The sequence below is a fragment of the Sorangium sp. So ce375 genome, from assembly GCF_051473855.1.
Taxonomy (GTDB): Bacteria; Myxococcota_A; Polyangia; order Polyangiales; family Polyangiaceae; genus Sorangium.
The window spans coordinates 3,373,975-3,388,308 of record NZ_CP150335.1; the positions used below are offsets into that span (position 1 = coordinate 3,373,975).

The following is a 14,334-nucleotide window of genomic DNA, read 5'->3' on the forward strand; positions in this document are numbered from 1 at the left end:
CTCGTCCAGCCGTCTGTTAGGTCCTGGATCCTTCTTGGGGTAACCTCGGGCGCGATGGTTACGCCTCGCCTACGTCTCGGTCAGCTCCTGGTCGACGCGCGGATGATCACCCAGGACGCCCTCGAGAGGACCCTGGAGCAGCAGCGCACGGATGGCCGGAGGCTGGGGACGCTCCTTGTTGAGCAAGGTCTCATCAACGAAACCCAGCTGACGCAGATCCTGTCGCACCAGCTCGCTGTTCCCTGGGTGTCGCTGCTGCACATCGAGTTCTCGCGGCAGCTGCTCAACCTCGTCCCCCACGACGTGGCCGAGCGATACTGCCTCGTCCCGATCTACGTGCGCCACGTCCGCAACCAGGGCGAGACGCTCTACGTCGCGATGGACGATCCGACGAACGAGGACGGCATGAAGGAGTGCATGGCGTTCTCCGGCCTGCCCGTGCGCGCGATGATCGCTCCGCCGAGCGACATCCGGAACGCGATCCGGGTCTACTACGGGGCCCGCGCCCGCTCGGCGCCGCCGCCCGCGCCCGCGCAGCGGGCCCAGGTGAGCGAGCCGCAGTCGCGGGCGCGCCCGGTCGACCCGCCGCCTTCGTCCGAACTCGCCAGAGGGCCCGAGACCACGCGCCCCGCGGAGGAGGCGTCGCCCACGCCGTCGACGCCGGAGCCCTTGCTGCTCACCAGGCCTGCCATGCGATCCGGGGCGCAGCTGGCCGAGGATGCGGGGCCGGCGATCGAGACCTCCGACGTCGACCCCTCGGACGTGGGCGTCGTGGACGACGAGCTGGCGTGGGAGCCGCCTCGCGCCGCGGCGCGGGAGGTCCGCAGCTCCCCGGAGGAGCGGCAGATCCGCGGCCGCCCCGAGGAGCGTGAGATCCGCGGCCGCCAGGACGAGCGCTCGCGGCCGACGTTGAAGGTCGCGCCGACGCCCGAGCTGCTCGCGGCGGCGCAGGCAGCGCGAGCGGCGCAGCCCGCGCAAGCCGCGCAGCCCGCGCAAGCCGCGCAGGCGCAGCCCGCGCAGGCGGCGCAGCCGGAGCGCCGGAAGACGCTGCGCCCGAGCTCCGCGCCGGGGCCTGTCACGACGTCCGCCGGTGAGGCGGCGTCGAGCACGGACGTGGCGCCCACCTCGAGCACGCCGGCCGCGGCCCTCCTCGGTGCCGTGCTCGGACGCGCCAGCGCTGCGGCGCGCACCGTCCCGGAGAGCGTGCCCGACTACGGCGACGAGCCCCCGAGCGAGCGCGAGGTGCGTAACATCCCCGCGCCGCAAGGCCGCGGTCGCCGGCGGATGGTCTCGCTCACCCTCCTCGACGGGACGACCATCACGCTCCCCGCGCGCGGGAGCAAATCCCAGCAGCAGCAGCAGCCGCAGCCGCAGCCGCAGCAGCCGCGGGCAGCAGCGCCGTCCCCCCGGGCCGTCGCGCAGTCCGATCCGCCTCCTCCGCCTACGGCGGACGATTCGGGCCTCACCGCGCGCGATCTCGTCTCCGCGCTGCGCGCGGTCTCGCACGGCGCGGACGCGAGCGAGATCCTCGGCAACAACGTGCGCTGGGAGGCGATGTTCGCCGCGCTCCTGTCGCTGCTGCTCAAGAAGCACCTCATCGCCGACTGGGAGTTCGTCGACGAGCTGAAGAAGATCTGACGCGAAGAAGGAGGAGCGTCGGGCGCCGCTGTCGGCGCGCCGCACGTGAGCCTTCGGCGCTCCGCGCTGCGCGTGCAACCCGGGCGAGGCGCGTCGGGCGAACGGCGCGACTCAGCGCGCCTCGCGCGCCGCGCCAGCGCGGATCAACGCGTCGATGTCCTCTTCCGAGAAGCCAGCGCCGCGGAGCACGGCGCGCGTGTGCTCGCCGGCGCGGGGTGCCGGCGCGAACGCGACGCCAGCCGGCGTGACCGGCGTCCTGAGCTGGGGGATCAGACCTCGCGGCGAGGCGATCTCGAACAGGAGGCCGCGCGAGGCGAGGTGAGGATCCGCCGCGGCGCTCCGCGGATCGAGGACCGGCTCGAGGCAGCAGTCGCGCTCGGCGGCGAGGGCTTCCCACTCGGCGCGCGTCCTCTCCAGAACGACGGCCGCCAGCTTGCGCTTGAGCTCGGCTTGGTGCGGCCCGGGGACGAGCGCGCTCGGGTCGGGGTCGAGCCCGACGCCTTCGCAGAACGCAGCCCAGAACTTCGGCTCCAGCGCGGCGAGGGACATCGCGTGCCCGTCCTTCGACAGGTACGTGTTGTACGGCGCGAGCCCGCCGGTGAGCAGCTCCCCGCCCGCCGCGGGGGCCGGCTCCACGGCCGCTCCTCCGCCGCTCGCGAGCGCGGCGGCGAGCGTGGGAAGGGCGAAGCCGAGCACGCCGTCGGTCATCGCGATGTCGAGCACCGCGCCGCGCCCGGTCCGCTCCCGCTCGCGCAGCGCGGAGAGGATGGCGATCACGCACCACATCCCGCCGCTCACGTCGGCCACCTGGAAGCCCGGCACCTGCGGCGGCCCCTCGGCGGGCCCCTGCGCGCCGAGGACCCCAGCGCGCGCGACGTAGTTCAGATCGTGCCCCGCGCGCGCCGCCAGAGGGCCCGTCTGCCCGTAGCCGGTCAGCGCGCAGATGATGAGCCGCGGGTTGTCCGCGCGCAGCGCCTCGTGACCGAGCCCGAGCCGATCGAGCACCCCTGGGCGGAACTGCTCGAAGAGCACGTCGTAGCTCGCGACGAGCCGGCGGAAGGCGTCGCGCCCCTCAGGCGTCTTCAGATCGAGCTGGGCGCTGCGCTTGCCGCGGTTCAGAAGCTGGAAAGCGGCAGATTCTCCGGCGATCTGCGGGGGGAGGTGACGCAGGGGGTCCCCGCCGGCGACGTCCTCGAGCCTGTCCACCGTCGCGCCGAGATCCGCGAGCACGAGGGTCGCGAAGGGGCCCGGCAAGAGCCTCGAAAGATCGAGGATGCGCGTGTCGGTGAGCGGGCGCACGGCTGCCTCCCTGTCGTTGCGCGAGGTTCGTCGAGGGATCGAGAGATCGAGGAATGATGCGCGAAGGGCGCCCCGCGCGCAGAAGGCACCGAGGTCGGCTGGGCGGACGCAAGGGCTGCGATCCACAAGCGACCCGTCACCGCGCGCGGCGGCGCAGGTGGGGTCGCCGGATCTATGCCGGCGCCCGGATCAGCCCGCGCTGAGCTGGAACAGCTTCGGGAGCTTCATCGCGAGCATCTGGTTGCCCGTGACCTTCAGCTTGCCCGCGAAGAAGAGCTGCATCGAGTTGGCCTGCGGGTTCTCGTGCAGCTTCTGGAAATCCTCGCTGGTGAGCGAGATCGTGACATCCGCGTTGCCGGGGTTGCCCGAGGTGATGCTGGGCACGCCGCCGGACAGGTCGATCAACCACTCGCCGCCGCCCTCGCCCGTCACGTTGATCTGGTACTTCCCGCCGATCTGCTTGGCCGCCTCGGAATGCTTCACCAGCGCAGCGGGCAGCTCCTCGTTGAACAGTTTCTGGATATCGACGGCCATGGATCGCCTCCGGGTGTCCTGTGGGACGTGGTGACTCGAATCGCCTGGATACCTGGCGCGGTTTACCCGTGCCCGCGCGCGGGAGTCAAGCGAAGCCAGACGCGCGCGATGTCTCGTCGCTCCGTTAGGACAGCCCTGGCTCGCTGTGTCGTCGACCCATCAGGACAAACCCTGGCGTGTCGTTCACGGTTCACACGTCATGCACGTGCGCGCGGCGCCTGCGCGGCGGGTCGGGGCGCCTTGTCCAGCGCGGATCGGATCGGGACCATCAGCAGGCGATCGATGGCGACGCGCTGATCGGCGGGCGGCGGGCTCTCCGGTATGCCCTGCATCAGCCGGAGGTCGCGGAGCGCTCCGCGATCGAGCGGGCCGAGCGATGCTCCCAGCCCGTCGATCGCCGGCGTCATCGCGGGGAGCAGGCAGACGAGGGAGAGCTCGTTCGTGCCCTGGCGTACCCACGTCCCCTGGTACACCGCGATGGCCTGCCCGAGCGCCTCCTGGAACACGAACGCGCGCCACTCGAGCGGCGCCGTCAGATCGAAGACGCGGCCGCCAGCGCGGAGCTCCCGGCTGTCGAGGCCAAGGGCCGCTCCGCGCGCGTCGGTCAGGAGGAACCGATCGAGGCACCCAGGAGAGCGCAGCGTGAGCTCCTCGAGGAGCGCCGCGAGCGCCGCCGGGCTGAGCGAGATCGGATCGCCGTCCGGGCCGATCGCCTCGAGCCCGACCTCGTCGGAGCCGACGACGGACGCGCGGTCGAGCAGCGCGGCGAAGGTGCGTCGCGAGGGGCCGTCGAAGCAGGCCCCGATGGAGGACATCCCGGCGCTGGAGCTGAGCAGGGCGACGATGCGATCCCGGCGCGGCGTGGCGAGGAGGGTGACGCCGAACCGCTCGCGGGTCGCGAGCAGCACGTGCTGCGCGGCGCTGCCCTGGCCTCGCAGGAGCAGCTGATCGCCCTCGAGGCTCAGCCCGCGCCGGCTCACCTGCGGCGGGGGCTGGAGGTGCCGCCGACCCCGCGCGAGCAGCGCGACCGCCGCCGTCACGAGGGCGACCGGCAGCAACGCACGGAGCATCAGGCTGCGCGCGGTGACGACCAGCACCAGCGCGGCCAGGAAGAGCGGGATCGCCCAGCGCCGCCGAGCGTCCATGCCCCCCGCCGGCGTCACGTCGGGAGCGGTCGCGTCGAACCACCGCGTCCCCGGGGAAGGCGTCACGGCGGCATCGCTCGCCGGCTCGCCCGCGCGCTGCGCGGTCGCCCTGCCTGTCGCAGGCGGAGGCTCGTGGGCTCGGGCCTCGATCGGCGGGAGCGTGGCGACGGACCCCAGCGGGTCCTTTTGGCCCTTCGCCTCGCGTCCCATCGCACCTCCACCCCGGCCGAAAGTTGGCGGTAGAATAGCATTGACCGACGCCGGAGCGAGGGGGACTTTGGACGACGCGCTGCGTAGGGAGGCGCGCTGTTTTTGTGATCCGCTGTGATCCGCCGTGACCCGCCGAGGACGTCCCCGGCAGGTCGTGAACAGCGGGCGCTGCGACGTGTCACGTTGCGTGGCGCCACGGCGACGAGGTCGACGCCGGTCGTCCACTCGGTGATGGAGCTTCGTGCTCGTCTCCAAGGAGCAAAACGCCCCGTCCTCGGCGAGGAGGAGCTCGAGCGTGCCCATCGAGCGCCTGCCGACCCTGAACGCGCCGTGCACGGCGCGCTCACTCGTGCGCTGCACCAGCTCGGGGCTGGCTGTCGGACAAGGCGACTCCTGACCACCTTTTGGCGCAGCGGAGTCGAGACGTCGCGCCCATCGAGATGCACGAGGTTGCCCTCTCGATCGGCATCTGGAGCTCGACATGGCGCGGCCGGAGGATCGTTCGACGCGGCGATGCCCGCCCGCTCGCAGGCCTCCGCGAACTCGGCGTATTCCGAGAAGAAGCCGTCCCTGGATGGATAGCGTCCGCCCCGGAATGCCTGGCGACGTCGAGGATCCGACCGACGCAGAGGTGGCTCTCCGCAGCAGGCGCGGGGCCGATGGCGTACGACTCGTCCGCGAGGCGGACATGGAAGCTGCCGCGATCCACGGCGCTGTCGATGGCGACGCCCTGGATGTCGGCCGCACACGGCGATCGGAGGATCCGGCCGGCGATCTCGCCGTGGTCGGCGATGAGGACCTTGCGGAGCGAGAGCCGACCCCCTCACACGAAATCGCCTCGGCGAACCGCCCGTCGCTCTGCCGCTCCGCGCCGAGCTTCGCCGCGGGCCCGACGGCGGGCTCGCCTGACGCGGGATGAGGCCCCCGAGAGTCTTTCCCCAGGCCGAGCAAAAGGGTACGTCTGCCCTGTGCAGCGCCGCGATATCCCGCCCGAGCTCTCGTTCGCGGCCCTCCCCGTCGCCGAGCCTCGCGAGCTCACGAGCCCGCCGCCCTCGCGCCGCCAGCGGGGCGCCGAGCCGGAGGTGGTCTCGGTCGCGGAGCTGGATCGACGGCTGAAGCGGATCCTCGAGGGGTCGACCGCGGACGTGCGCGTCGAGGGCGAGATCTCGGGGCTGCGCGTCGTGGGCAGCGGACATGCGTACTTCACGCTCAAGGACGAGAGCGAAGAGGCGGCCATCGACTGCGTGATGTACAGGACCGCGGCGCCGCGCGCGCGGAAGCTGCTCGCCGACGGCGCGCGCGTCGTGCTCACGGGCCGAGCCACGGTCTACGTGCCGCGCGGCCGGCTCCAGTTCTGCGCGGACGACGCGCGCCTCGCCGGCCGCGGGGCGCTCCTCGAGGCGCTCTTCCGTCTCAAGGAGAAGCTCGCGGCCGAGGGGCTCTTCGCGCCGGAGCGCAAGCGCAAGCTGCCCGTCGATCCGCAGATCATCGGCGTCGTCACGAGCGGCGACGGCGCGGCGATCCACGACATCGTGACCGTCGCGTTCCGCCGCGGCGGGGCGCGGCTGATCCTCGCGCGCACGCCGGTGCAGGGCGCCGGCGCGGGGCAGCGGATCGTGCGCGCGATCGCGCTGCTCGAGGAGTTCCCGGGCATCGAGGTGATCATCGTGGGGCGCGGGGGCGGCTCCGCCGACGACCTCAGCGCGTTCAACGAGGAGATCGTCGTCCGGAAGGTCGCGTCCGCGCGCGTGCCGATCGTGAGCGCCGTCGGGCACGAGATCGACGTCGCGCTGACCGACCTCGCCGCCGACGCGCGCGCCGCCACGCCCTCGCAGGCTGCGGAGATGCTCGTCGCGGACGCGGCCGCGCGGCGCGCGGCGCTGGAGCACCTCGAGGCCCGCATGCGCCGCGCGATCGCCCACCGGCTCCGCGCCTCTCGGGCCGACCTCGACCGGCAGCGCGCCCGGCTCGGCTCGCCCGCGCAGATCCTGGCGGAGCCGCAGCAGCGGATCGACGACGCCATGGCGAGGCTCCGGCGCCGCATGGAGCGCATCCTCGTCGAGGACCGCGCCGCGCTCCAGCGCCTCGAGCGGCGGCTCGCCGCGCGCCACCCGCGCGCGGTGCTCGCCGGCGCCCGCGGGGCGCTCAGGCCGCTGTCGGTGCGCCTCGCCGCCGCCGCGCACCGCCACGTCGCCCTCCTGCGGGAGGGCTTCGCGGGCGACGTGGCCCGGCTCGAGGCGATGTCGCCGCTCCGCGTGCTCGCGCGCGGCTACGCCATCGCGACGGACGCCTCGGGGCGCGCGGTCCGCGATCACCGCGAGGTCGCGCCTGGCGATCCGATCGCGGTGCGCGTGCACCACGGCGCGCTGCTCGCGCGGGTCGTCGTCACCGCCGGTCCGGACGAGCCGCTCGTCGAGGGCAGCGCGCCCGCGCCGGCTGCGGCGCCGGCGCAGGCCGCGGCGGCGCCCGCGCGCCAGGGCGGCGGGCCGCGCGCTCCGTCCGGTCGCGCGACGAGGCGCAAGAGGGCGGCGCCCGGCGCGCCCGCGTGCGAGCAGCTCGGGCTCGGCTTCGCGGCCGACGAGGAGCACGCCCCGACCCTCGGTCGCGCGGGCGGCTCCGGCCAGGTCTCGGTGGGGCAGGGCGGAGCGGAGGCCGGCCCAGAGGAGAGGCACCATGTCGAACGCTGAGCGGCGAATGTTCGGTCTGGTCGGGCACCCGGTGGGCCACTCGGTCTCGCCGGCGATGCACTCGGCCGCGTTTCGGGCCCACCACCTGCCCCACATCTACAGCGCGTTCGACGTGCCCACCGGCGCGGAGCTCGCGCGCTTCGTCAGCGACATCCGGAGCGGCCTTATCGCGGGCGCGAACGTCACGATCCCGCACAAGCGCGCGATCATGTCGATGGTCGACGACGTGGACGCGAGCGCCGTCGACGTCGGCGCCGCGAACGTCCTCTTCGCGACGGAGGCGCGGCGCGTGACGGCGTACAACACCGACGTGGTCGCGCTCCGCGACGAGCTCGCGCTGCTCCTGGGATCCGCCTCGCCCGGCGGGGACGAGCCGGAGCGGTCGTACGGCGCGCTCACGAGCCGGCGACAGCGCGCGGTGATCATCGGCGCGGGCGGCGCGGCGTTCGCGGCGATCGCCGCGTGCAAGATGCTCGGCTATCACCTCATCAGCGTGACCACCCGATCGTGGACCAGCACCGAGGCGATGCTCGAGTCGACCGCGGGGCAGCGCGCGTCCGAGCTCGGCGCGCTCACCGCGCCCTGGCCGATCGCGCTCGACAGGGCGATCAGCAGCAAGTCCTCCGTGGCGCTGCGGCTCAACTGGAGCGAGTTCACCGTCGCCGCCGACCTGATCATCCAGGCCACGAGCGCCGGGATGCTCGGGGGGCCGCCGGGGGAGGAGGTCACGGGGATCATCCCGTGGGACATGCTCTCGCCGAGCGTGTGCCTCTACGACCTCGTCTACAACCCGCCGGTGACGCCCTTCCTCCGGATGGCGCGCGAGAGAGGCCTCCACGCCGCGGGCGGGCTCGGGATGCTGGTCGGCCAGGCGGCGCAGTCGTTCACCCTCTGGACGGGCCTTCCGGCGCCGGTCGAGGTGATGCGCGCCGCCGCCGAGGATTCGCTCAGGAAGGCCACCGGCGATCGATGAGCTCGGACGGATCTCGGCGGAACTCTCCGACCCACGACGCGCTGTCGTCCACGCCCGCGGCGTCCCGCGGGCAGGGCGCCGCGCTGGAGCACGCCTCGCCGTGGCCGCACGTCGAGGTGCGCGGCCAGCTCTCGATCGCGCGCAAGGAGTGGCTGCACACGAACGGCGCGGGGGCCTATGCGAGCTCGACGATCGCCGGCATGCACACCCGCCGCTACCACGGGCTGCTCGTCGCGGCGCTCGACCCTCCGCGGCGCCGGCACGTCATGCTCTCGCACGTCGACGTCAGCGTCCGCCCGGTCCGGCAGCAGGGCGCGCCGGCCGAGCGCCGGGCCTCGTGGCCGCGGTGGGACCTCGCCAAGCACCAGTTCCCGGGCATCGATCCGGAGAGCAGCTCGTTCTACCTCGAGCGCTTCGATCAGGATCCGCTCCCGCGCTGGGCCTACGCCGTGCCGGGCGGCGAGCTCGAGGTGACGCTCGGCCTCGTGCGCGGCGAGAACGCGGCCGTCCTCCGCTATGCCTGGAGCGGGGCGGATCCGGTGATGCTGACGCTGCGCCCGCTCCTCGCGGCCCGCCACATGCACCAGCTGCTCCGCGAGAACGGCGGCATCTCCCAGAAGGTCGAGCTGCGCGCCGGGGCGGCGCGCGGCGAGCCCGGCTCGGGGCGGGATCGCGCCGTGATGGGCGAGGTCCGGGTGCAGCCGAACCGCGCGCTGCCGCGGATCTGCTTCCGTTACCAGGGTACGTTCGTCGGCTCGCAGGACTGGTGGCGACGCTTCGAGTACCTCGGCGAGCAGGATCGAGGCCTGGATTTCCTCGAGGATCTCTGGACGCCGGGCCACTTCGAGACGGTGATCGGCGCCGAGCCCGTTCACCTGCTCGTGGCGGTGGGCGCGCTGCCCGAGGACGAGCCGGAGAACCTGCTCGCGGCGGCGAGCGCGGCGATCCGCGCCGAGGATCCGGGGCCCCGGCGTCCGCTCCTGGAGCGGCGGCTCTGCATCGCGGCCGAGGCGTTCCGCGCCGACGCGGCGCCGCGGCCCGGCATCATCGCGGGCTACCCCTGGTTCGAGGTGTGGGGCCGCGACGCGCTCATCTCCCTGCCCGGCCTCTACCTCGTGCCGCGCAAGACCGAGGCGGCGATCCGCGTCCTCCGCGCGATGATCGACGCCATGCAGGACGGCCTCGTGCCGAACCGGCTCCCCGACGCGGGCGAGCCCGCGGACTTCCACGCGGCCGACGCGACCCTCTGGCTGTTCGAGGCGGCCCGCCTGCTCGCCGACGCCGTCGGCGACACACACCCGTTCGTCACGGGCGAGCTGCTCGGCGCGCTCCGCGACGCCTTCGAGGCCGCCGTGCGCGGGACCCGGAACGGGATCCACGTCACGGCCGACGGCCTCTTCGCCGCCGGGCGCCAGGGTGAGGGCGCCGTCGACGGGCTGACGTGGATGGACGCGCGCGTCGCGGGCCGCGCGATCACCCCGCGCGCCGGCTGCCCCGTCGAGCTCACGGCGCTGTGGGCGAAGGGCTCGGAGACGCTCGCGCGCCTCGCGCGGGCCGCCGGCGACGACCGCCTCGCAGAGCGGGCGGAGGCGGCCGCGAGCGCGGCGCGCCGGGGCTTCGCCGCCCGTTTCTGGTGCGAGGAGACCGGCTACCCCTACGACGTCATCTCGGAGCACGCGCAGGGCGAAGGCGCGTTCCGTGACGCGTCGATCCGCGCCAACGCGCTGATCGCCGTCGCCGTGGATCCCGCCTGCTTCACGCCGGAGCGAGCCGCGTCGCTGCTCGATCGGGTGCGCCTGGAGCTCGTGACCCCCGCCGGCGTGCGCACGCTCTCGCCGGCCGATCCGGGCTACGTGCCCCGGTACCAGGGGGCCCCCGACGCGCGCGACAGCGCCTACCACCAGGGCACGGCCTGGCCGTTCCTGCTCGGGTTCTACGCGCGGGCCGCGCGGCGCTTCTCCACGCTCGGCGAGCACGTCGTCCCGCTGCTCCACCGGCTCGCGGCCTCCACGGCCGCGAACGAGATCGCGCTCGGCCAGGTGCCCGAGGTCGCCTCCGGAGAGCCGCCGCACCACCCCGGCGGCTGCTTTGCGCAGGCCTTCAGCGTGGCGGAGCTCCTGCGCATGATCGCCTGGGATCTCCCTGCGCCGGAGCCGGGCGGCCCCGCCGGCGCGCCGCCGCGCTGATCCACGCTGGCCCGCGCCGCGCCGGCGCGGGCCTTCAGCCTTCGCGCTCCAGCGCCGATTCCTCGCGCAGCGCCTTGCCGCCTCGGGCGGTGAAGCGCAGCAGCTTCCCCGGATCCTCGGCCTCCATGGCGAAGGCCTCGACCTGCTCGAACAGCGCCTCGAGCTTTCGCGGACCACAGGTGGGCAGGAAGCCACGGAGCACGCGTGGATCGTAGAACCGGAAATACTGCTGCTTGCCTGTCCCGCTCTCGACCAGGAGAAATCGGTGGAGGTGCTTCCGCACGTCGCTGAACGGGCGGTCGCTCGTCAGGAAGACGCCCCAGCAGTCGCCCCAGCCGCCGTCGACCAGGGCGTCGAGCAGCCTGGACCCGTGCGGGAGGCGCACCAGCGTGGGACCGACGTCCGCGAGGATCTCGCCCTGGAAGCCGGTGTAGAGCGAGGCGGTCTGCTCGCCCGCCTCGCCGAGCAGCAGCCGGATGCGCGGGTCCCGGGCGGCGTCGACCACCGCGAAGAGGGGCGAGCGCTCCTGCCGGAGCCGCGCCCGCGCCGACGCGGCGAACGGCGCCCCCGTCGCGCGCGCCGCGGTCCTCCGCGTGCGGCGCGAGGGCGGGGCGGGCTCGGTCGGCGCGCAGCGGCGGTTCGCCTCGCGGCGCATCACCGCGAACAGGGTCGCCCCCGCGCGGATCTCGTCGCCGTCACGGAGCGACACCTCGCGCGCCCGCTCCCGGTTGACCTGCGTCCCGTTGCGGCTCCCCAGATCGCGGAGCAGGTAGCTGCCGTCGATCTGCTCCACCGAGAAATGCAGGGCAGAGAGCTCGCCGTCGCTCGTGATCGAGAGATCCGATTCAGGCGCGCGGCCAACGAGCAATGGACGGTCGCCAGGGATGCGGGCGCTCTGCCCGGCCAGGGGGCCGGAGATGACCCGGAGGACGAACCCTGCTTCCTGGTCTTCGCTCATGGTCGTCTCCATCGCACAAGGCGCCGATGAGGCCGGCAACTAAGCGTAGAACACCGATCGGCGGGAAATCCACACGAAGGCGGGAGCCACACGATGGACGATCGGAAGACTATCAAGCATTTACCGCCTTCCAGGCGAAGCGTTCCAGGCGAGGCCTCCCAGGCGAGCCGCCCTTTGAAGCGGCATGCGCGGATTCCGCGTCCGCAGCCCTCGTGTCGCCGCCCGAGACAGCGAGGGTGCGACGCGCGCGGACGCGTCAGCCGTGGCGGCCGCGCAGCGGATCGAGGCGGAGCCAGCGCGCGACGAACGCCCGGTCCTCGGGGGCGAGCAGGCCCGTGATCCGCGCGGCCACGAGGTAGAGCCCCGTATAGAGCGGGGCGCCGAGCGCGAGGCAGAGCGCGGGGCGCCTGTCGGCCGCGCCCGTGAGCAGGAGCGCGGCGAGCGGCGCGGCGGCCACGATCGCGGTGGCCGCGACGCGCCCGTAGTGGCCCCACGGGAAGACGCCCCGGAGGCCGACGCCGGAGAAGCGCGCGATGCAGACCACGGTCGAGGTGATCACGACCACCTGCGTCAGGACGGCCGAGAGCGGCGCGCCGACCATGCCGATCGTCGGCAGGAGGACCAGGTTCGCCGCGGCGTTGAACACCATCGACAGCACCTGGACACGCAGGATCATCGACGTCTTTCCGAACGCCATCAGCGGGATCGCGTACGCCGTCACGCGCAGCGGCAGGAGCGCGGAGTAGATGCGAAACGGGACGGCGGCGCCGGCGTAGGCGTCGCCGTAGATGGTGCGCATGAGCGGCTCGGCGAGGAGGAGGAGGAACGCCGCGACCGGGAGCATGATCAGCGTCGTCTTGCGGATGCCCGAGTGCCACAGGTCGATCGCGGCCCTCGCGCCCTCCGCCGGCGTCCGCCCCTTCTCGACGCGGGCGACGAGGTCGGGGAGCATCGTCGAGGCGACGGAGTAGGCGAGGACGCTGACGAGCGGGAGCTCCTGCGCGCCGACGGCGAACTCGGCGTAGAGCCCCGCGCTGAAGAAGAGGCCGATGACGAACTTGTCGAGCTTCTGGTTGAAGAGGCCGGCGAAGCGCGTCACCGAGAGCGGGAACGCGTAGGCGAGCTGCGCCTTGACGCCGCCCGGGAATGGCGCCGCGGCGACGTCCTGGAACAGCCGCGCATAGAGCCGGTACGAGAGCCAGAGCCGGAGGGCCTGGGTCGCGCACTGGGCGGCCAAGATCCAGGCGATCGAGCACCCCAGCGCGGCAGGGACGATCGCGCCCGCGGCGTTCGAGAGCGTGACGACCAGCGCGACGCCGGCGGACTTGCGGTGGTTGTTCGTGGCGATGAAGAGCGGGCCGAAGACGCTCGCCGGGTAGGCGATCATGCTCATGAGGCCGATGAGCAGGAGGAGCTGCGTGACGCCCTCGCGGCCGTCGAGGAAGACGCTGGGGACCAGGGCGAAGGCCGAGAACGCGAGCGCGGAGAGCGCCCCGAGGCCGAGCAGGAGCAGCATGCTCTGCCGCACCAGTCCGCGGAGCTCGGCGCGGGTCACCTTCGGCGCAAAGTAGAGGAACGACTCCGGGAGGTAGAGCTGCGCGAGATCGCGCCCCGTCATGAACAGCATCGTCGAGAACGCGAGCGTGCCGTACTCGGCCTTGCCGAGCAGGCGCACGACGAGGACACCCTGCACGAGGATGACGAGGGTGCTCACGAACTGCCCTCCGACGATCATCCCGATCCGGTCGGCGAGCGACGTCCCCTGCGCTTCGGCGGGCGCGGGCGCCGGCGCCTCCCGGGCGGCCTGCGGCGCGCTCGAGGGCGCGCCTTCATCGACCTGGGCCGGCTGCTGGTGCTGCATGGCGGCTCGGTAGCACATCCTTGCCTGCGCGGCGGCGGCCGTGGCATGCGAGCCGCGATGCCTGATCAACTTCCCCAGGACCGGGACAGCGGCGGCTTCGAGCGGGATCTCGAGGCGATCAACCGGTATTACGCCGAGCGCTTCCTGCCGGCGAACCCCTGGGCGAGCCTGCTCAATGCGTACCCGTACCTCGTCGCGCGCCAGCGGCAGCGCCGCATGCGCGACGCGCTCGTCGCGTGCGGCGTGCGCACGCCCGAGGCGCTGCGCGAGATGTCCGTGCTCGACGTGGGCTGCGGAGCGGGCTCCAACCTGGCGTGGCTTGTCGAGCTGGGCGCGGACCCCTCGCGCCTCACCGGCATCGATCTCATCGCGCAGCGCACCGACGTCGCGCGATCGCGCTTCGCCGGCATCCGCTTCATGGCGGGCGATTTCCTGAAGGCCGACGTCGGCGGGCCGTTCGACATGGTGATGATGCTCGCCGTGCTGTCGTCGGTGACCAACGCAGAGCTCAAGCGGCGCCTCATGGACAAGGCGATCGCCCAGCTCAAGCCGGGCGGGATCTTCTTCTTCTACGACGTGATCTCGCGGCGCCACGTGCCCGGCACGCCCGAGTACCAGCGCCTCACGTTCGCGGAGCTCGAGGGGTACGTCGCCCCACGAAAGATGCGCTACTTTCGCAAAGATCTCCTGAGCCGTGGCGTCGCGGAGCGGCTCCTGCCGCGGGTGGGCGTGACCCTGACCGAGCTCGTCCAGGCGACCCGGCTGTTCAACATCGACGGGACCTTTGCCTATATGCGCGGCTGATCCCCCGGATCACGGGGTGGGGCAGCGCTCCGCGGCGGA

Annotated in this window: 11 protein-coding genes; 5 read left to right on the plus strand and 6 right to left on the minus strand. The window is 73.3% G+C overall.

Annotated features, from left to right (window positions below; translation table 11 throughout):
• Positions 1 to 102 precede the first annotated feature (102 nt).
• Positions 103 to 1,638 carry a hypothetical protein gene (locus WME90_RS12795; protein ID WP_437281386.1) on the plus strand — a complete coding sequence of 512 codons (1,536 nt, stop codon included), beginning with the start codon at positions 103 to 105 and terminating at the stop codon, positions 1,636 to 1,638.
• 111 nt (positions 1,639 to 1,749) lie between these two features.
• On the opposite strand, the gene WME90_RS12800 is transcribed toward WME90_RS12795, so the two are convergent.
• The 4 genes from WME90_RS12800 to WME90_RS12815 form a co-directional block, all read right to left on the minus strand.
• Entirely contained in the window at positions 1,750 to 2,937 is a 1,188-nt protein-coding gene (locus tag WME90_RS12800; RefSeq protein WP_437281387.1) for a CaiB/BaiF CoA transferase family protein, read from the minus strand.
• A gap of 189 nt (positions 2,938 to 3,126) precedes the next feature.
• Entirely contained in the window at positions 3,127 to 3,471 is a 345-nt protein-coding gene (locus WME90_RS12805) for an SCP2 sterol-binding domain-containing protein (protein ID WP_437281388.1), read from the minus strand.
• Positions 3,472 to 3,668: 197 nt separating this feature from the next.
• Complete coding sequence (locus WME90_RS12810; RefSeq protein WP_437281389.1) at positions 3,669 to 4,826, minus strand: IMP dehydrogenase; 1,158 nt, start codon at positions 4,824 to 4,826, stop codon at positions 3,669 to 3,671.
• A gap of 343 nt (positions 4,827 to 5,169) precedes the next feature.
• Positions 5,170 to 5,619, minus strand: coding sequence for a biotin carboxylase N-terminal domain-containing protein (locus WME90_RS12815; RefSeq protein WP_437283602.1), 450 nt, complete (start codon positions 5,617 to 5,619; stop codon positions 5,170 to 5,172).
• A gap of 175 nt (positions 5,620 to 5,794) precedes the next feature.
• Here WME90_RS12815 and xseA point away from each other — a divergent pair, with 175 nt between their 5' ends.
• Genes xseA through WME90_RS12830 form a run of 3 tightly spaced genes read left to right on the plus strand, consistent with a single transcriptional unit; the run spans position 5,795 to position 10,672 of the window.
• On the plus strand, positions 5,795 to 7,513 hold the full coding sequence (gene xseA / locus WME90_RS12820) for an exodeoxyribonuclease VII large subunit (protein WP_437281390.1): 1,719 nt from the start codon (positions 5,795 to 5,797) through the stop codon (positions 7,511 to 7,513).
• Positions 7,500 to 8,486 (plus strand): shikimate dehydrogenase family protein, encoded by a 987-nt coding sequence (locus WME90_RS12825; RefSeq protein ID WP_437281391.1) that lies wholly within the window; start codon positions 7,500 to 7,502, stop codon positions 8,484 to 8,486. Before xseA ends, WME90_RS12825 begins: the two co-directional genes overlap by 14 nt.
• Positions 8,483 to 10,672: an amylo-alpha-1,6-glucosidase gene (locus tag WME90_RS12830; protein ID WP_437281392.1), complete on the plus strand. Its 2,190-nt coding sequence runs from the start codon at positions 8,483 to 8,485 to the stop codon at positions 10,670 to 10,672. The genes WME90_RS12825 and WME90_RS12830 overlap by 4 nt, the downstream gene beginning before the upstream one ends.
• Positions 10,673 to 10,706: 34 nt before the next feature.
• Here the strand turns inward: WME90_RS12830 and WME90_RS12835 are convergent, their stop codons facing one another.
• The gene (locus WME90_RS12835) at positions 10,707 to 11,630 is read right to left on the minus strand and encodes a DUF4123 domain-containing protein (RefSeq protein ID WP_437281393.1); all 924 of its coding nucleotides are present in this window, start codon (positions 11,628 to 11,630) and stop codon (positions 10,707 to 10,709) included.
• A gap of 256 nt (positions 11,631 to 11,886) precedes the next feature.
• Positions 11,887 to 13,491: a lipopolysaccharide biosynthesis protein gene (locus WME90_RS12840; protein WP_437281394.1), complete on the minus strand. Its 1,605-nt coding sequence runs from the start codon at positions 13,489 to 13,491 to the stop codon at positions 11,887 to 11,889.
• A 57-nt stretch (positions 13,492 to 13,548) separates the two neighbouring features.
• On the opposite strand from WME90_RS12840, the gene WME90_RS12845 reads away from it, so the two are divergent.
• On the plus strand, positions 13,549 to 14,295 hold the full coding sequence (locus WME90_RS12845; RefSeq protein ID WP_437281395.1) for a class I SAM-dependent methyltransferase: 747 nt from the start codon (positions 13,549 to 13,551) through the stop codon (positions 14,293 to 14,295).
• Positions 14,296 to 14,334: the final 39 nt, after the last annotated feature.